Origin of the sequence: Citrobacter sp. Cpo012 (genome assembly GCF_030333015.1) — a bacterium.
GTDB lineage: Bacteria > Pseudomonadota > Gammaproteobacteria > Enterobacterales > Enterobacteriaceae > Citrobacter > Citrobacter portucalensis.
Genome location: NZ_JAOWGR010000036.1, coordinates 339598 through 358225, shown reverse-complemented (window position 1 = coordinate 358225; position 18628 = coordinate 339598). Strand labels below are relative to the sequence as shown.

Sequence of the window (18628 nt, the reverse complement as noted above, 5' to 3'; positions counted from 1 at the left end):
AAAAAACTGCACTATTTATGAGTAGTTATTTTTAGCCGTAAGATATTTCAGGATGTGTTAGAGGTGCATACCCCAATTGGGGTAAATGCTGTTGCCGGATCAAAGGAGTGTTGAGTTGGCGGGAAAAAATGCGCTTTTGCTCACATTTCAATGAGTTATATAACAATGTATATAACGGTTTATTCAAAAAGATAAAGATCTCAATATTAGGATAATTCCTAGTATATATCGCTATCATTACAACGAAACTCTACCTAATACACTTTAAATATAAGTAAATCCAGATTAATAGATTATCCAAATATGTTAACCTGCTACAGACTCGTTCATAAGACAGAAGAAAGGAAACACTGTGAACAATAAGATGAAGACAATTGTCCCTGCCGTACTTTTCGCCGCCTTTGCCAGCACCTCTGCATGGGCTGCCAGTAACGAAACCGCCGCTCAGCCACTGGAAAAAGTCGCCCCTTATCCCAAGGCGGAAAAGGGTATGAAGCGCCAGGTTATCCAGCTTACCCCTGAGAAAGATGAATCTACTCTGAAAGTAGAACTGCTGATCGGACAAACGCTGGAAGTTGACTGTAACCAACACCGCCTGGGCGGAGAACTGGACAGCAAAACGCTGGAAGGTTGGGGATATGACTACTATGTCTTTGACAAAGTTACCTCTCCGGTTTCAACCATGATGGCCTGCCCGGACGGTAAGAAAGAGAAGAAATTCATTACTGCGCATCTGGGTGATGACGGAATGCTGCGTTACAACAGCAAGTTGCCGATTGTGGTCTACACCCCGGAAAACGTGGACGTTAAATACCGTATCTGGAAAGCGGAAGACAAAATTCAGGACGCAGTCACGCGCTAAGTGAGAATGTGCCGGATGGCGGCGTACCGCCTTATCCGGCCTACAGACGCATAAACAATGCCGGATAAGCATAGTGCCATCCGGCATTTTATTTTACAGCGCTATATCCGCAACGGCTTTCTGTTCAGGCTGCGGTTGTGCCTGAGGTTTCAGTTGTGGTTTCGGTGCTTCATCAGCAACCTGCGGCTTGTCATATTTCAGACCCAGAACCTCACTGGTGTACTGCAGCTCTTGTTCCGTAGCCTCAACGTTACCGTTCAGCTTAGTACCATAAGACGGAATAATGGTTTTCAGCTTCGCCTGCCACTCGGGGCTGGCTACTTTATCTTTAAACACTTTTTCCATCAGATGCAGCATGATCGGTGCCGCGGTTGATGCGCCCGGAGAAGCTCCCAGCAGCGCTGCAATCGTGCCTTCTTTATCGCTGACGACTTCAGTGCCCAGACGCAGCACGCCGCCCTTCTCCGCATCGCTTTTGATGATCTGCACACGCTGGCCAGCCTGCCATAAACGCCAGTCTTCTTTTTTCGCCTGCGGATAGTACTCTTGCAGCGCAGCAAAACGGTCGTCGTCGCTGAGCATCACCTGGCTCACCAGATATTTCACCAGATCGAAGTTATCCAGACCCACGTTGACCATAGGCATAAAGTTCGAGGTGGTGGTCGAGCTGAGCAGATCCCACAATGAACCGTTTTTCAGGAACTTGGTGGAGAATGTCGCGAATGGCCCAAACAGCACAACGCGCTTGCCATCAAGGATACGGGTATCGATATGCGGTACAGACATCGGCGGCGCGCCAACGGAGGCCTGACCGTACACTTTCGCCAGGTGGCGATTGACCACATCCGGATTTTCTGCAACCAGGAACTGCCCGCCAACCGGGAATCCGGCATAGCCTTTCGCTTCCGGAATGTCGGTTTCCTGCAACAGCTTCAGCGCAGCGCCACCGGCACCGATAAAGACAAACTTCGCCTTGATATCGTGTTCCGCTTCGTTATTTTTCAGATCGGCGACTGTGACAGTCCAGCTATTGTCGGCATTACGCTTAAAGCCACGCACTTCGGTGCTCAACTGCAGCGCAAAGTTGGGCTTTTTCTGCAATGAGGTAATCAGTTGGCGGGTGATTTCGCCGTAGTTCACGTCAGTACCAATCTCGGTACGCGTTGCTGCGACTTTCTGCTGCGGATCGCGACCTTCCATGACCAGCGGCGCCCACTCTTTAATCTGCGCGTGGTCTTCGGAATAGCGCATACCACGGAACAGCGTGCTCTGCTGCAGTGCGGTGTAACGGGCACGCAGGAAGTTCACGTTCTCGTCACCCCAGACAAAACTCATGTGCGGAACGGTGGTGATAAACGAGCGTGGTTCATGCATTACGCCATTATTGACCTGATAGGCCCAAAACTGGCGGGAAATCTGGAAGGCTTCGTTAATTTCGACTGCCTTTTCAATGCTGATGCTACCGTCGGCCTTTTTAGGCGTGTAGTTCAGCTCCATCAGTGCGGAGTGGCCGGTTCCGGCGTTATTCCAGCCGTTTGAGCTTTCCTGCGCTACACCATCCAGTCGCTCAACCATGGTCATTGACCATTGCGGCTCCAGCTCCTGTAAATAGGTTCCCAGCGTGGCGCTCATGATGCCGCCGCCAATCAACAGTACATCCGTTTCCTGCTCTTCCGCCGCTTTCGCTTTTGCCGCCATCGAGACAACATTCAGCCCAACGGCCATGGTGAAGAGCATGGCAGTCACTTTTTTCATAATGTTAATGCCTTACTTTTAGTATCGCTTTTTTGCTTTTAATGCAGGTGAAAATCGAGCGGCACCAACGGTAACACTTAAGTAAAAATAATTAAATAAAGTTTATAAATTATATTTAATTTTTAAAAATGTTATTAATACGTTGATAGTTTATGCGGTTATTGACAATCATTTCTGGAAACCGGTCCATCTGACGGGTACTATGCTGCGCTTTACTATTCACCGCACGGATGCCTGTCGGTCTGCTGTATCAGGCCATTTTTGACCTGAGTGTAACTATGTCTGCAACTCAACATTCCTCTGCCACAGTCTCGGAACACACGACCCGTGCCGTGCTCCGCCAACCCCGTCTGCTGGTGCGCGAAACGCTGGCCGGTGTGGTAACCGCCCTGGCGCTGATCCCGGAAGTAATCTCGTTTTCCGTGATCGCAGGCGTTGATCCTAAAGTCAGTTTGATCGCCTCCGTCGTACTGTGCCTGGCGATGTCTTTTTTAGGCGGTCGTCCCGCAATGGTTACCGCCGCTGCAGGATCGGTCGCGCTGGTGATTGGTCCGATGGTGCATCAACACGGCGTGCAATACATCCTGCCTGCAGTGGTGCTGGCCGGGATGATTCAGATCCTGTTTGGTGTATTGGGAATGGCACGTCTGATGCGATTCATCCCTACGGCCGTGATGACCGGCTTTGTTAACGCGCTGGGTATATTGATTTTCTTTGCCCAGGTCCCGCATTTCTGGGGCAAAAGCCCGCTCATCTGGGGGTTGTTTGTCCTGACGCTGCTGATTGTGCTGTGGGTTCCGCGGTTTATTAAAGCAATTCCCGCACCGCTTATCGCCATCGTGCTGCTAACCGTGTTCACTGTCACCAGCGGGCAACTGTTACCGACCGTCGGTGATGAAGGTTCAATGAGCGGCGGCCTGCCGGGTTTCACCCAGTTGTTGGTTCCGCTCAACCTGCAAACGCTGGCGATTATCTGGCCCTGCGCGCTAAGTATCGCTTTTGTTGGTTTGATGGAGTCGCTGTTAACCGCCCGTCTGGTGGATGACCTGACGGTGACGCCGTCGAATAAAAATCGCGAGAGTGCCGGGCTGGGGATAGCCAATATTCTGGCCGGATTTTATGGCGGCATCGCCGGGTGCGCGATGATTGGTCAAACCATCGTTAACGTCGAGATGGGCAAAGGACGCAGCCGCGTCTCGACGGTTGCCGCCGGACTGGTATTACTCCTGTTAGTCACAGGGTTAAGCGAAGTGATGGCAGAAATACCCATGTCGGTGCTGGCAGGTATTATGGTAATTGTGGCGGTAAAAACCTTCAGTTGGCACAGCATCCAGCCCGCCACGCTGACGAAACTCCCCGTCACTGAAACGCTGGTGATGCTGGTGACCGTCGCTGCCACGGTTTCTACCGGCAACCTGGCGATTGGCGTGGTTGCCGGGGTGATAACGATGCTCATTCTACCGCGTATCGTCAGACGCAAACGGGCGACTACATCAGAAACAGCGTTGCCAGACCGAGAAAAATAAAGAAACCACCAGTATCAGTGATAGCGGTTATCATGACGCTCGAGCCGACCGCCGGGTCGCGCCCGAGCTTCACCATCGTCATCGGAATGATAACCCCCATCAACGCCGCCATCAGCAGATTGAGCATCATCGCCAGAGTCATCACACCACCGAGCGCCATATCATCATACAGCCACCAGGTAATGCCCCCCATAATCCCGCCCCACACGAGGCCGTTGATTAGCGCCACGCCCATCTCGCGCAGGATGAGAAACGTCAGGTTCCCCGGCTGAATATTTTGCAGCGCGAGCGCGCGGACAATCATAGTGATAGTTTGATTCCCGGTATTGCCGCCGATACCCGCCACAATCGGCATCAACGAGGCCAGCGCCACCAGTTGCGAAATCGTATGTTCAAAACCGTCGATCACCCGCGAGGCGATAAAGGCGGTACAGAGGTTAACGGCCAACCACGCCCAGCGGGTTTTTACCGCTTTGGTAACAGGCGCAAACACGTCCTCTTCGGCGCTTAAGCCCCCCATTCGACGCAGATCGGTGTCGGTTTCTTCATAGACAACGTCGACAATCTCATCGATGGTTAAACGGCCCATCAGTTTACCGGAAGGGTCAACCACCGCGGCGCTGACCAGGTTGTCGCGTTCGAAGGTACGCGCAGCGTTTTCGGCGATATCTTCAGGAGAAAAGGTGAGCGGGTCATCTTCCATCACCTCGCTGACTTTTCGCTGCACATCATTGAGTAAAATGCAGGTTAGCGTCAGTTCGCCAACCAGCACTTTATTGCGATCGGTCACGAAAAGTTTATCGGTGTTCTCCGGCATTTTCCCCAGCCGCCGCAGATAGCGTTGCACCACTTCCAGCGTCACGTCCGGACGCACGGTGATGACTTCGAACTCCATGATCGCGCCGACGCTATTTTTCTCGTAGTGCAGCACCTGGCGGACGCGCGTCCTCTCCTCTGCCGGTAACGTCGCCAGCAGACGACCGGTAAGGTTACGAGGCAAATGCTGCACCAGGTAAATCTGTTCATCGATATCGAGATATTGCAGCGCATCCAGCAGCTCGCGGTCGCTCATCTCATCGATCAGGTCGTCCCAGACGTTTTCAGACGCCTCAAGCAAGACGTTACCGCGCTTTTCATTTTCGACCAGTCGCCACAGGGCGTGGCGCTCTTCAGAGGGCAAAGCTTCAAGGGTATCGGCGAGGTCAGGCGGTGGCAGGTGGGCCACCAGCGCCCCTACCTCAGCAATATCGTCGGCTAACGTACCGACGTCATATTGCTCAGCCAGGGTAAGCTTGCCCAACAGCGTTGATATAATGGCTTTATCAGTGGTCAGCAGCCAGATGAGGCGCGCACGCTCTTCATCACGCAGTCTGGCGCTGTTTTTGTTTATTACGGACATTAATCATAAATCCATGATATGAAATATCATTAATCATGATGCCGATTTATGTAAATAACAATAAACAGTGCCGCCGGGTGGCTAAAAAACCGGCGGCACTGAAGGATCAGGCTGTGCGAGCCACCGCGTCGCGCGAGGCGGCGTCACGTTCATCGCCCAACAGTTCACTCAACTGTCCGTTACGCATTTCCAGTAGACGATCGGCGTGAATAAAATAGTGATCGTCGTGGCTGATGGCGAAAATGGTTTTCCCCATTTCCTGCATCAAAGGCAATAGCACCTGATAGAACTCCCGGCGGAAATGGGGATCCTGATCGGCAGCCCATTCATCCAGCAGAATGATGTCGCGCTCCTCCGCCAGGGCCAGCAGCAGCGCCACGCGTTTCTTCTGCCCTTTCGACAGCTTCAGATTGAGGATACGACCATCGCTCAGCTCCAGCTTATGACCCATCTTCAGATGTTCCAGCCACTTCGCGACCAGCTGCGGATTAGCCTCTTTACCTTCCGGCCCCAGCAGTTTGTCGAACAGCCAGACGTCGGTAAACACGGCGGAGAAGAGCTTGCGGTAGTCTTCCGGTTTTTCAACGGCAACGGCCTTACCATCAAGCAATATTTCGCCTGACTGCGGCTGGTACAGACCGGTCAGTAACATCGCCAGCGTAGATTTCCCGCTACCGTTACCGCCAATCAGAAAGATCAGTTCACCGCGATGAATCGTCAGATTCACCGGCCCTACGGAAAACGCATTATCCTGATAGTGGAAAACCACGTTGCGCAGCTCCAGCGTTTGCCAGTTAGGAAACGCGGTTGGGCGTGGGAATTCGGCCTTAAAAGGTGCCAGTGCGAATTTATTCAGCTTGTTGAACGCCACCTGTGCCGTGAGCAGTGTCGGCAGCGCGCCAACGGCAGAGAGCAACGGTGTTCGCAGGAATAACAGCGTCAGAGAATAGGTCGCTGCCACGGCGGTATCAGCCCATCCCAGACTGTTAGCCATCCAGAACACCAGGCCAATGGCACCCAGCATCATAATGTTCGACCAGTTAACCGCGCTCAGGTGGAAGGTATCGGCACGGATAATATGGTGGCGATACTCTTTGGCATCCGGGACGTACATCTGATTAAAGATATGCTCGGCGCGCTCGCGGTTAAGCGTCAGCTCTTTGCGCCCTTCCAGCACCGTCTGATAATCGTTGTACAACTTGTCTTCAGTTTCGCGCAAGGTGGCCATGTGTTTATACACCCGCGCCACCAGCACAAATCCGCCCCAGATGGTGATTGCCATCCAGATTGCCGTTACCAGTAGCATTTTGGTCGACAGCATCGCCAGATACGCCGCCGATCCTATGGTCAGGATAATCCCCTGCACCAGCTCAGGCAGACGAACAAAGGCGATGGTGATGTTGCGGATATCACTGGTTAAACCGGCCAGCAACGAGGCGCTGCCAAGCTGTTCAATACGCTCGACGTGAGTATCCAGAATTCGTTTGATAAATTCGCTACGCAGGCGGTAGACAAAGTGGTGACCCAGCGTGGTCAACGCCAGCTGAGAACCGAGGGTGACAACCATCAACAACAGCAGCAGGCCAAGAAACTCCGGTAGCACCATCAGCGTGGTGTCGACCGTTTCGATCAAGCGCTGGTTGATAAACGCAATCAGCCCAATCCCCAACGCGGCGCTGGCGAGGCTGAGCGCCATCACGCTGATAAATGGCCAGCGATACTGCCGCCAGACAAGAAGTAAAAGTTCCATGCAAACAACCCGGACAAGTAATAACAGCCCGCAGTTTAAACATCTCTTCGTCGACAGCAATAATAATTCTTATTTTTATTCTTTTTTACCAGCCAGACGAAACGTCAGGTTGTAACGACAGTCTCCGGTTAATGGGTGATACCCTGTTTTAAGCGGCTGGATCCCATGATAAAACAGCCGCGAATTACCGCCCCACACCACGACATCGCCATGTTCCAGCAGCAAACGCTTTAAAGGGTCATTACGGTGCAATCCGCCAAATTGAAAGATGGCTGGTAGCCCCAGCGATACAGAGACAATCGGCGCCCGCAGGTCGGGCTCGTCTTTATCCTGATGTAAGGACAGTTTTGCCCCTGGCGTGTAGCGGTTAATCAGGCAGGCATCGGGTTGAAAATCAGCATAGCCCGCCGCCGTCGCCGCCTGTTGGCACAGATCAGCGAACGCATCCGGCAGCGGCGGCCAGTGCGTGCCGGTGAGTGGATCAAACGGAGAATAAAGATAGCCATGCTGATCCGTCGTCCAGCCCAGATGGCCGCAGTTGGTCATCGCCACCGACATTGTATAGCCGCCGGGCGTCACCATCTGGCGAAACGGCGACTGTCTGGCGACAGCCGCTATTGCCTGAAGTAAAGTGGGCGCGGAGTCAAAAGCGAAACGTCGCAGAATAACCGCACCTGACGCCAGCGGTTCCTGCCAGGGTTTAGCATCCGCAAAGAGATCGAGCATTATGTTTCCTCGCCAGTAGTTTCCCGTTGCAGTAACTGCGCCTTGCGCGCAATACCCCATCGGTAGCCCGAAAGTGCGCCATCGCCACGGATCACCCGGTGACACGGGATAACAATCGCCAGTTTGTTGGCCCCACAGGCACTGGCCACCGCGCGCACCGCCTTCGGTTTGCCGATGGCGCTGGCCAACTGTTGGTAACTCACTGTTTCACCGCACGGAATTGCGCACAGCGCCTGCCACACCTGCTGCTGAAAGGCTGTTCCCCGAATATCCAGGGGTAGCGATAGCGACGCGTCACGCGAGTTGATCGCGACGATCACTTCGCGCACGCGCTGCTGAAAATCGGCATCTGCAGGTACATCCTGCGCGGCGGGAAACAGCGCATGAAGATCCGCAACCAACGTAGCGTCATCATCGCCAAGCAAGATCGCGCAGATACCCCGCTCGCTTTCCGCCACCAGACAGCGACCCAGAGCGCAATCTGCGAGGGTATAGCGTACAGATACGTTATCGCCACCTTTACGAAATTGCTTTGCCGTCATGCCTAATGCTTGATCGGCTTTGCGGTAGTAGCTGCTGCTGTCGGGGAATCCGGCGTTGAGAATCGCCTGTGTAACCGAAACACCTTTCGCCAGGGCATCGCGCAGACGGCGAGCACGCCATGATTGTTGCCACACTTTCGGGGTCATGCCCGTCGTGGCTTTGAACAGACGATGCAAGTGATACGGGCTCATTGCCACCTGCTGTGCCAGCTCGTCCAACGTAAGAGGTGACTCTTGCTCCAACAACTGACAGGCGCGGGCAATTTTATCCAGCCGATGCTGTTGCGCGCTGTCTTTATCCGGCTGGCAGCGCTTACAGGGGCGAAACCCGGCATCCTGTGCCTGCTGGGCATCGGCGAAAAAACGGACATTTTTGCGCAGCGCATGTTTTGCCCGACAGGACGGACGGCAGAAAACACCGGTGGTCTGGACGGCAAAAACAAACTGACCGTCGGCGTTAACGTCGCGATCCACAACGGACTGCCAACGGTCATCGTCAGTGATGCGTAAACGATTTTTCATTTCGGACTCCTTTGTTAAGCATAGCGCTTAGCCTCAGTGTGTCCCCATCGTCGGGCATAAAAACCCGCAATCTTGCTTTTTAATTTTTTTCGCTGACCAGAAAGCTATTAAACTGCGGCGACATCCAGGTTTTAAACCCCTCACCCTCTTTCACAATCATATAGACCGCCAGCCCTTCACGACGCACGACTTCTTTGGCCTTTTCCGGGCCGAGCACCATCAATCCGGTATCCCAGCCATCGGCTTCCAGCGCCGTTGGCGCAATCACCGTTACGGACACCAGATTATGTTCGATCGGGCGACCGGTTTGTGGATCGATAACATGGGAAAGGCGCTTACCGTCCAGCTCATAATAGTTCCGGTAGCTGCCGGAGGTGCTAATGCCGTGCCCGTTAATGTCGACAATCGCCTGCACCGCGTTTTCGCGATCGGTGGGTTTCTGGATTGCCACTCGCCACGGATGCCCTTCAGCATTCATTCCCCTGCTGTTCAGCGCACCACCAACGGAAACCAGATAACGGGAGATCCCCTCTTGCTCCATCAATCGAGCCAGATGATCGGCGGCGTACCCTTCACCAACGGTCGAGAGATCAACATACAGATCCGGCAAGTCTTTTTGCAGGTAGTTCTGATGCGCTTCATTCACAACTTTCAGATGAGAAAGCCCGGTTTGCGCTTTTGCAGCGTCAATTTGCGCTTGGGTGGGAATATGCAACGGCTGCTGATCCGGGCCAAAGCCCCACAGGTTGACTAACGGCCCCACGGTGATATCCATGGCCCCATCGGTTTTTGCACCAATGCGTAGCGCCGAAGTCACGATATCCGCCATGGCGTCGTTAACCGGCCACGGCGACAGACTTTTCGACAGGTTAAAGCGCATTAACGCAGAATCGTTTTTATAGGTGGAGAGCAGTTGATCATCGGCATCAAGCTGGGTCTGGATCTTGGCCTGCAGTTCCCTGGCGCGTTTGGCATCTACGCCTACCGCGCTGACCCGCCAGAAAGTGCCCATCGTTTTACCTTCCAGAACGATGGCAGGTGTTGTGGTCTGAGCAGGTTTCGGGGCCTCATCGCACCCGACAAAAAAGATCGTCACAGCCAGCAGTGCTGCGCGATAAAAATTCATTTCCATACGTAATTATCCTCATGCGAACGGGCGCAAGAGTACACCAAAAATCGTTGTTTGTACGGCGAAAAAACGGCATTAAAAAAGGCCCCGCAGGGCCTTTGATAGACATAATGTAGATTAGAACTGGTAAACCAGGCCCAGTGCTACGATGTCATCGGTGCTGATGCCAGCATCACGAGTGAACTGGTTGTCATCCAGCAGGTTGATTTTGTAATCAACATAGGTGGACATGTTTTTGTTGAAGTAGTAGGTCGCGCCAACATCAACATATTTCAGGATATCTTCGTCGCCATAGCCGCGGCCCAGGTCTTTACCTTTGGACTGCAGGTAAGCCACGGACGGACGCAGACCGAAGTCGAACTGGTACTGCGCAACAGCTTCGAAGTTCTGTGCTTTGTTAGCCCAGCCCAGAGAGCCCGCACGCGTTGCGTTGTAGGTCTGGGTGTACTGTGCTGCCAGGTACACGTTGTTCGCGTCGTATTTCAGACCACCAGTGTAGGTTTCAGCACGGTCGCCAGTACCGAAGTTCAAACGGTTCTGCTCGTCAGTACGTTTGGAGCTGGTGACAGCAGTACCCAGTGCGAAGCCTTCACCGATATCATAAGTGATAGATCCGCCAACGCCGTCGCCGTTTTGACGCAGCGCGTCACGACCGTTGTTGGTCACGCCAGTGAACGTTCTGCCGTTCTCGTCTTCGCCGCTTACGCTACCGTTTTTACCCTGATACTGAATGGCAAAGTTCAGGCCATCAACCAAACCGAAGAAGTCGGTGTTACGGTAGGTCGCGAAGCCGTTACCACGCTGCTGCATGAAGTTGTCAGCACCGTAAGTATCGCCGCCGAATTCTGGCAGGACGTCGGTCCAGGACGTTACGTCGTAAACTACGCCGTAGTTACGACCGTAGTCGAAAGAACCTACGTCAGCGAATTTCAGACCCGCAAACGCCACACGCGTCCAGGCGTTGTTTTCACTTTCAGCCGCATTACCCTGAATCTGGTATTCCCACTGGCCGTAACCGGTCAGTTGGTCGTTAACCTGAGTTTCGCCTTTGAAGCCGATACGCATGTAAGTCTTGTCACCATCATCACCTTTGTTGTCGGAGAAATAGTGCAGACCGTCGACTTTACCGTACAGATCTAATTTGTTGCCGTCTTTGTTATAAATTTCAGCCGCATTCGCTGCGCCTGCTACCAGCAGTGCTGGTACCAGGAGGGACAGTACTTTAACTTTCATGTTATTAACCCTCTGTTATATGCCTTTATTGCTTTTTTATGCCACTGCATACTGATTAAGGTCATTAACCAGTCGGCAACTTCATTCTCCGCAAAAACACAGAATAATCCAACACGAATATGATACTAAAACTTTTAAGGTGTTTCATTTATCGGCATAGATGTTTCTAAATGTTAATACAAGGGAACTTTTTTAAAATCAAAAAACAGTCGAAATAAGCACAAATAATCAAGAATCATTTCAATTTTATTTAAAATCAATACATTACACAAAAATATCTTATAGCACTGAATGACAAAACAAAATCTTCACTCGCAACTAAAATAGACCCGCTATCATCATTAACTTTATTTATTACCGTCATTCATTTATGAATGTCTGTTTACCCCTATTTCAGCCGAATGCTCAGCGTTCGGTTTTTTTTTACCCTTCTTTACACAAAGCTTACCTTTCTGTGCTACCGATGAAAAACTATAACGACTATTAACTATCTCGGGCGTCACGATCAGATATAAGTTTGATAAATAATTTCTTGTTATTTAATGCTAAATGTATACATTCCGTACGAATATTTGTACCCACCTTTATCCACTGTACACCTTTGCACCGCCATGACTGCAACAAAATCAGGCGCAAAGAATGCAGGCCAGGCGGCGCGGTGTAAGTGTGGTAATTCATACATTACCCTTTATACTGCCCTTTCATCTTTCGCGTCGTTTAACAGGTCATAAACACGAATGAGTCAGTCTGACACAACGGTTTCCACCCGATTCTCCCTGTTACCAGGAAGTATTACCCGTTTCTTCTTATTACTGATCGTTGTGCTGTTGGTGATGATGGGTGTTATGGTCCAGAGCGCCGTCAACACCTGGCTAAAGGATAAGAGTTATCAGATTGTCGATATTACCCATGCCATTCATAAAAGGGTCGATACCTGGCGATACGTGACCTGGCAAATCTATGACAATATTGCCGCTACAACCAGTTCGCCAGGCGCAGATGGGCTACAGGAAACGCGTCTGAAACAAGATATCTATTATCTTGAGAAACCCCGCAGAAAGACTGAAGCGCTGATTTTCGGCTCGCATGACAGTTCTACACTGGAAATGACCCAGCGCATTTCAACGTATCTGGATACTCTATGGGGCGCGGAGAATGTCCCATGGTCAATGTATTACCTGAATGGTCAGGATAACAGCCTGATCCTAATCTCAACGTTACCACTGAAAGATCTTACCTCCGGTTTTAAAGAATCGACGATTGGGAATATTGTCGATTCCCGACGCGCTGAAATGCTGCAACAGGCTAATGCGCTGGATGAGCGTGAAAGCTTCTCTTCTTTGCGCCGCCAGGTCTGGCAGAACGGACATTACTTCACGCTACGCACGACCTTTAATCAGCCAGGGCATTTGGCCACCGTTGTCGCCTTTGACCTCCCCATTAATGACCTGATCCCTCCCGGGATGCCGTTGGACGGTTTCCATCTGGAACCTGATGCCACCTCAACAACCGAGCATGTTACTGAAAAAGAGTCACCAGACAGCGTCAGTATCAGCTTCAACAATGGCAAGATTGAAATCTCTTCAGCGCTGAATTCAACGGATATGCGACTGGTATGGCAAGTTCCATTCGGTTCCTTGCTGCTGGATACGCTGCAAAACATTCTGCTGCCGCTGTTATTGAACATCGCATTGCTGGCCCTGGCGCTGTTTGGTTATACCACCTTTCGCCACCTCCCTGCCCGTTCGACTGAAGTGGCGCCAAACCTTGCGGCAAATAATGAGCTGCGTGTTCTGCGCGCAATCAATGAAGAGATTGTTTCCCTTCTGCCGCTGGGACTACTGGTACACGATCAGGAAGCAAACCGCACGGTTATCAGCAATAAAATTGCCGACCACCTGCTGCCGCATTTAAATCTGCAAAACATTACCAATATGGCAGAGCAGCATCAGGGAGTGATTCAGGCCACCATCAATAATGAACTGTATGAGATCAGACTGTTTCGCAGCCAAATCTCCCCGAGAACGCAGATCTTTATCATTCGTGACCAGGACCGCGAGGTGCTGGTCAATAAGAAGCTGAAACAAGCGCAGCGGCTGTATGAGAAAAACCAGCAGGCCCGTGCGGCCTTTATGCAGAATATTGGCAGCGCGCTGAAAGACCCCGCGAAAACGCTGGCTGCTAATGCCGCCGCGCTCAATACACCAGACAGCCAGAAACTGGCCAATCAGGCCGACGTTCTGGTGCGCATGGTGGACGAAATCCAGCTAGCCAACCTGCTGGAGAACGATGCCTGGAAAGGTGAATCCACACTGTTTTCCGTGCAGGCATTAATTGACGACGTGGTTCCGGAGGTTCTGCCGGCCATTAAGCGTAAAGGGCTGCAACTGCTGATTAAAAATCACTTAAGCGCCCATGACGAACGCCGTGGCGATCGCGATGCCTTGCGCCGTATTTTGCTGCTGTTGATCCAATATGCGGTAACCACCACGCAGATTGGTAAAATCACGCTGGAAGTCGACCAGGATGAGTCAGAGGCCGAACGCCTGACCTTCCGCATTCTGGATACCGGGGAAGGCGTCACATTAAATGAAGTTGATAATCTCCATTTCCCATTCATTAATGACACGCAGGGCGATCGGTATGGCAAAGCCAACCCGCTGACGTTCTGGCTGTGCGATCAGTTAGCCCGCAAGCTTGGCGGACACCTGAATATTAAAGCACGGGAAGAACTTGGAACACGTTACATCGTCCATGTTAAAATGCCGCTGCACGATCAACATGCTGATAGTGAAGAGCGCCTGTTGGATGACGTCTGCGTAATGGTTGATGTCACCTCAAATGACGTACGGAGCATTGTATTACGTCAGCTGGAAAACTGGGGGGCAACCTGCATCACGCCTGATGAACGGTTGAATAGTCAAGAATATGATCTCTTTTTAACAGATAATCCGTCTAATCTTACTGCCTCGGGCTTGCTTTTAAGCGATGATGAGTCTGGCGTACGGAAAATTGGCCCCGGTCAGCTGCGCGTCAACTTTAATATGAGCAATGCTATGCAGGAAGCTGTCCTTGAGCTGATTGAAGAGCAGCTGGCACAAGAAGAGTTCCAGGAACTCCCCCTCGGCGGAGATGAAAACGCCGAACTTCATGCCAGTGGTTACTACGCACTCTTTGTAGACACAGTACCGGATGATGTTAAGAGGTTGTATACTGAGGCGGCTATCAGCGATTTCGCTGCATTAGCCCAAACGGCCCATCGCCTGAAAGGCGTGTTTGCCATGCTTAATCTGGTACCCGGCAAGCAGTTATGTGAAGCGCTGGAACATCTTATCCAAGAGAAAGATGCTCCAGGTATAGAAAAATACATCAGCGACATTGACGTTTACGTCAAGAGCTTGCTGTAGCAAGGTAGCCCAATACATGAACACTATGAACGTAATTATTGCCGATGACCACCCGATTGTACTGTTCGGTATTCGTAAATCACTTGAGCAAATCGAGTGGGTAAATGTTGTCGGCGAATTTGAAGACTCCACTGCACTGATCAACAATTTGCCTAAGTTGGATGCGCATGTGTTGATTACCGACCTCTCCATGCCGGGAGATAAATACGGTGATGGGATCACGTTAATTAAATATATCAAGCGTCATTTCCCGAGCCTGTCGATTATCGTTCTGACCATGAACAACAATCCGGCTATCCTGAGCGCGGTACTGGATCTCGATATCGAAGGGATCGTACTGAAGCAAGGCGCGCCAACCGACCTGCCAAAAGCGCTGGCCGCGCTGCAGAAAGGTAAGAAATTTACCCCGGAAAGCGTGTCTCGTCTGCTGGAGAAAATCAGCGCCAGCGGCTATGGCGACAAACGTCTGTCACCGAAAGAGAGTGAAGTTCTGCGCTTGTTTGCCGAAGGTTTCCTGGTTACTGAGATCGCCAAAAAGCTCAACCGCAGCATTAAAACCATCAGTAGCCAGAAAAAATCGGCAATGATGAAGCTCGGTGTGGAAAACGATATCGCACTGCTGAATTACCTCTCCTCCGTGACGCTGAGTCCGTCAGACAAAGAATAATTCTTTATCACGTCAAAATGCCTGATGGCGCTGCGTTTATCAGGCCTACGAACACACAGCATCGTGCACGTTTCGTAGGCCAGGTAAGACTAACGCCGCCATCCGGCGCTTTTATCCCCTATCCCCGCGTTTTTCTCACTCTTTCCGCATAGACCGCCAGCGTTTGCTTCAATACGTCTAAGGTCACCGGCTTGGACAGACAGCTATCCATACCTGATTCCAGACAACGCTGCTTCTCTTCGGCAAGCGCGTTTGCCGTTACCCCCACAACAGGCAGCGTCAACCCTAGCTGGCGGATACGCTGCGTTAGGCGATAACCATCCATATTTGGCATGTTGACGTCACTCAGCACGATATCGATATGGTTTTTGCTGAGTACATTGAGCGCATCCACACCGTCATTCGCCGTTTTACACTGATATCCCAACGATCCCAGCTGATCGGCCAGTAAGCGCCGGTTGATAGGGTGATCGTCAACAACCAGGATCATCATGTCATCGTTCGTCGCACCGGCTTTATCCGGGGCTGGCAACGCCGTGGAGAGATCTTCACTCCCCAGCTCTACGCTATAGATATGTGCCAACAGCGCGGGCAGTTCGTGCGGTGACGCAACGCTGTGTACCCATTCTCTAGGCTCTCGTTCCAGCGGAATGCCAATATGGCGGCGGCAGAAAATTACCGCTGCCCGTCCCTGCCAGGCCTGTTCTAACACATCGTCAGCCACCAGCAGGTCATCCGCATCGGGCTGTTGTCCCTCATATCGCAGCACCGTCATCCCGTTACGCGTCAGGCTGGATTCGAGAAATTGGTACAGTGACGCATTGCGTACTGCCAGCCAGCAACGCGTGCCAGCCAATCCTTCTACACCCTTTTTCAGCGGATACTGTGCGCCATAAAGCGGAATACGCAGCGTAAACTGACTCCCCATTCCCGGCTCGGAATCGACGGAAATATCCCCATCCATCATGCTGATCAGTTTTTCACAAATCGCCAAACCGAGTCCCGTTCCCTGGAAATTACGCTGTACGCCAGTCCCCACCTGGAAGAAAGGATCGAACAACCGGACCACCTCTTTGGCAGGGATCCCTACACCGGTATCACGCACTCGAATGCTCAGGTAGTCGCCGCTGCACTGCACGTGCAGCACAATACAACCGGTATCGGTAAACTTGATTGCGTTACTCAGCAGATTAGAAATCACCTGTTGTAAACGCATCGGATCGCCATTCAGCGCCACGGGCACATCCGGGTCGATAAAGCAGTACAACCCCAACTGCTTGCGGACCACCAGCGGCAAATAGTTAGCCGTAATATGGTTCATGACTTCACGCGGTGAAAACTCTCGCGGCTCAATCTTCAGCTGTTCAGATTCAATTTTTGAGAAGTCGAGAATATCGCTGATAATTTTCAGCAGCAGGCTGGAAGAGTTATTCATCGCCGTTACCAGACGATCCACCCCACTCGGTAACTCTTTGGTTTGCAACAAATCAAGGTTTCCGATAATGCCATACAACGGTGTACGTAGCTCATGGCTCACCGTCGCAAGGAACATCGATTTGGACTGGCTGGCCTGTTCCGCCGCCTGCGCCATCTCCTGCAACGACTCTTCCATTTTAACGCGCGCACTGACATCAACCAGGACACAAATTGCCACATTTTCATTGCGATAGCGCGAGTGCACAAAGCTGATTTGCAGATTGGTATTGTTGCTGGTTAGCACATCAACAAAATTGACCTGTTGGCCGCAAATAATTTGCGTTAACCGCTGACGGTCTTCATGCGTCAGCATATTCAGATAGGTGTGCGCCAGTTCGTTACTCAGGATGTTAATCCCATCCATCGTGCGCAGAATACAAATACCCACCGGCGCAGAAGCTACGATTTTACGGTTAAACTGCTCATGTTCTTCCAGCCGCTGAGCATCGCTTTCCGCTGGAATAAAAATGCGCCGTTCATACATGCGCGTGAGCATAAACAATGCCGCGCCAACCAGCACGTTCAACAAGATAGCGTTCAGGATCATCATGCGGATCCGCTCCAGCACCAGATCGACCGGAACGGAGTACACGATGCTCAGGGAGGACGGAGGCAGATTCTTCTTCAATACCAGCTCGCGGAAACCCGGCGTGTAACCAAACCAGGAGCGTTCCTGCATCCAGTGGGGCTCAGCCTTAATATTCCCTTCAGGGCCAGTGAGCGAAATCAGCGCATGCCCATTTTCGTCGAGGATGGTCACGCCCATCGGTAAACTGCCCGGCGTGAAGAAATTCTCCATACGAATAGGCTGCTCTACGCCCAACAGCGCCTGAAGGCGATTGGCGAGGTAAACCGGCGTCAGCGCATAGAAATACCCTACTCCCGGACGTGGCCCCTGGCTGATCCAGAACAAGTTGTTGCCGTTTTCGTCTTGCGTAGCATTGCGATACTTAATAATGCGCTCATGCAACGCCTTCAGGGCCTCGTCACGTTCGACGGGCATATCACGCAAGCCGAAATTGGCCATACAGAGGTTGTCGCTGCCGATCAGGAACACTCGATTTAAATCATAGGCGGCGGAAAAGTTGTCGCGCCAGTAGCGCATAAACCATGCCAGTGATTCCAGAGAGCCTCGCCAGGCGTTGCCCATGACAGAACAGTCGGAGTCGGCAAACAGCGGCTCAAAATTTGGCACGACGGTTTTATCATCTCGCGCCCGCAGCGACATCACGCCGTTTTCCGCCGTTAAGCGATTTTCGGCAATATATTTCAGCTCTTTAATGACATCAGATGTGCGCTGAATGTAGCGCTGGGCCTGATCGGAGCTGAGATTAAGCTCCTGATGGATCTCAGACTCTCGCTGATGCAGCGCATTCACAATGTAGAACACGGAGGCGAACGCAATCAGACACCAGATAACGAGCGCCAACGCTCTGAACAGGTAGCGTGAAACTTTTAGGGTTGAATGAACGGAAGCAAGGTATTTCAAAGGGGCGAAGCTCCGCCTCAGGGCATTAATAGAGTGTGGTTAAGGTAGCGGTAAATGTCCGGCGTCGCAATGCCCTCTCTTTACGGGAATATGATACACCGCTCTGAAACCCTTGTCTTAACCCCGCAATATTTACACAACCAAA

The 18628-nt window shown here is 51.8% G+C and carries 12 protein-coding genes; 4 read left to right on the top strand and 8 right to left on the bottom strand.

Annotated elements, in window-relative coordinates; all coding sequences use genetic code 11:
* The first annotated feature begins 364 nt into the window (after positions 1-364).
* A complete protein-coding gene (eco, locus tag OGX90_RS08450; protein ID WP_032941984.1) occupies positions 365-862 on the top strand; it encodes a serine protease inhibitor ecotin in 498 nt (165 codons plus the stop codon).
* A gap of 93 nt (positions 863-955) precedes the next feature.
* Here the strand turns inward: eco and mqo are convergent, their stop codons facing one another.
* Positions 956-2617, bottom strand: a complete 1662-nt coding sequence (gene mqo, locus OGX90_RS08445) for a malate dehydrogenase (quinone) (RefSeq protein ID WP_003834639.1) — start codon at positions 2615-2617, stop codon at positions 956-958.
* A gap of 278 nt (positions 2618-2895) precedes the next feature.
* Between mqo and OGX90_RS08440 the strand changes: the two genes are divergently transcribed.
* The gene (locus OGX90_RS08440; protein ID WP_079934599.1) at positions 2896-4143 is read left to right on the top strand and encodes a SulP family inorganic anion transporter; all 1248 of its coding nucleotides are present in this window, start codon (positions 2896-2898) and stop codon (positions 4141-4143) included.
* Here the strand turns inward: OGX90_RS08440 and mgtE are convergent.
* The 6 genes from mgtE to OGX90_RS08410 all read right to left on the bottom strand — a co-directional run bounded on the left by mgtE (position 4106) and on the right by OGX90_RS08410 (position 11444).
* Positions 4106-5542: a magnesium transporter gene (mgtE, locus tag OGX90_RS08435; RefSeq protein ID WP_008785304.1), complete on the bottom strand. Its 1437-nt coding sequence runs from the start codon at positions 5540-5542 to the stop codon at positions 4106-4108. The genes OGX90_RS08440 and mgtE overlap by 38 nt on opposite strands.
* Positions 5543-5648: 106 nt before the next feature.
* A complete protein-coding gene (locus tag OGX90_RS08430; protein WP_003834645.1) occupies positions 5649-7292 on the bottom strand; it encodes a multidrug ABC transporter permease/ATP-binding protein in 1644 nt (547 codons plus the stop codon).
* Between the two features lie 75 nt (positions 7293-7367).
* Positions 7368-8018, bottom strand: coding sequence for a DNA oxidative demethylase AlkB (gene alkB / locus OGX90_RS08425; RefSeq protein ID WP_079934555.1), 651 nt, complete (start codon positions 8016-8018; stop codon positions 7368-7370).
* On the bottom strand, positions 8018-9082 hold the full coding sequence (gene ada, locus OGX90_RS08420) for a bifunctional DNA-binding transcriptional regulator/O6-methylguanine-DNA methyltransferase Ada (protein ID WP_250671952.1): 1065 nt from the start codon (positions 9080-9082) through the stop codon (positions 8018-8020). The genes alkB and ada overlap by 1 nt, the downstream gene beginning before the upstream one ends.
* A gap of 79 nt (positions 9083-9161) precedes the next feature.
* A complete protein-coding gene (gene apbE / locus OGX90_RS08415; RefSeq protein WP_286623526.1) occupies positions 9162-10214 on the bottom strand; it encodes an FAD:protein FMN transferase ApbE in 1053 nt (350 codons plus the stop codon).
* Between the two features lie 114 nt (positions 10215-10328).
* Positions 10329-11444 (bottom strand): porin OmpC, encoded by a 1116-nt coding sequence (locus OGX90_RS08410; protein WP_048215883.1) that lies wholly within the window; start codon positions 11442-11444, stop codon positions 10329-10331.
* Positions 11445-12181: 737 nt separating this feature from the next.
* On the opposite strand from OGX90_RS08410, the gene rcsD reads away from it, so the two are divergent.
* Positions 12182-14851, top strand: a complete 2670-nt coding sequence (rcsD, locus tag OGX90_RS08405) for a phosphotransferase RcsD (RefSeq protein WP_060683514.1) — start codon at positions 12182-12184, stop codon at positions 14849-14851.
* Positions 14852-14867: 16 nt separating this feature from the next.
* The gene (gene rcsB / locus OGX90_RS08400) at positions 14868-15518 is read left to right on the top strand and encodes a response regulator transcription factor RcsB (RefSeq protein ID WP_003027592.1); all 651 of its coding nucleotides are present in this window, start codon (positions 14868-14870) and stop codon (positions 15516-15518) included.
* A 118-nt stretch (positions 15519-15636) separates the two neighbouring features.
* Here the strand turns inward: rcsB and rcsC are convergent, their stop codons facing one another.
* On the bottom strand, positions 15637-18483 hold the full coding sequence (rcsC, locus tag OGX90_RS08395; protein ID WP_286623524.1) for a two-component system sensor histidine kinase RcsC: 2847 nt from the start codon (positions 18481-18483) through the stop codon (positions 15637-15639).
* Positions 18484-18628: the final 145 nt, after the last annotated feature.

Coding starts and splice junctions, on each gene's coding strand:
- apbE (WP_286623526.1), bottom strand. CDS start 10,214: ATGGAAATGAATTTTTATCGCGCAGCACTGCTGGCTGTGACGATCTTT.
- OGX90_RS08440 (WP_079934599.1), top strand. CDS start 2,896: ATGTCTGCAACTCAACATTCCTCTGCCACAGTCTCGGAACACACGACC.
- mgtE (WP_008785304.1), bottom strand. CDS start 5,542: ATGTCCGTAATAAACAAAAACAGCGCCAGACTGCGTGATGAAGAGCGT.
- ada (WP_250671952.1), bottom strand. CDS start 9,082: ATGAAAAATCGTTTACGCATCACTGACGATGACCGTTGGCAGTCCGTT.
- OGX90_RS08410 (WP_048215883.1), bottom strand. CDS start 11,444: ATGAAAGTTAAAGTACTGTCCCTCCTGGTACCAGCACTGCTGGTAGCA.
- rcsB (WP_003027592.1), top strand. CDS start 14,868: ATGAACACTATGAACGTAATTATTGCCGATGACCACCCGATTGTACTG.
- OGX90_RS08430 (WP_003834645.1), bottom strand. CDS start 7,292: ATGGAACTTTTACTTCTTGTCTGGCGGCAGTATCGCTGGCCATTTATC.
- alkB (WP_079934555.1), bottom strand. CDS start 8,018: ATGCTCGATCTCTTTGCGGATGCTAAACCCTGGCAGGAACCGCTGGCG.
- mqo (WP_003834639.1), bottom strand. CDS start 2,617: ATGAAAAAAGTGACTGCCATGCTCTTCACCATGGCCGTTGGGCTGAAT.
- rcsD (WP_060683514.1), top strand. CDS start 12,182: ATGAGTCAGTCTGACACAACGGTTTCCACCCGATTCTCCCTGTTACCA.
- eco (WP_032941984.1), top strand. CDS start 365: ATGAAGACAATTGTCCCTGCCGTACTTTTCGCCGCCTTTGCCAGCACC.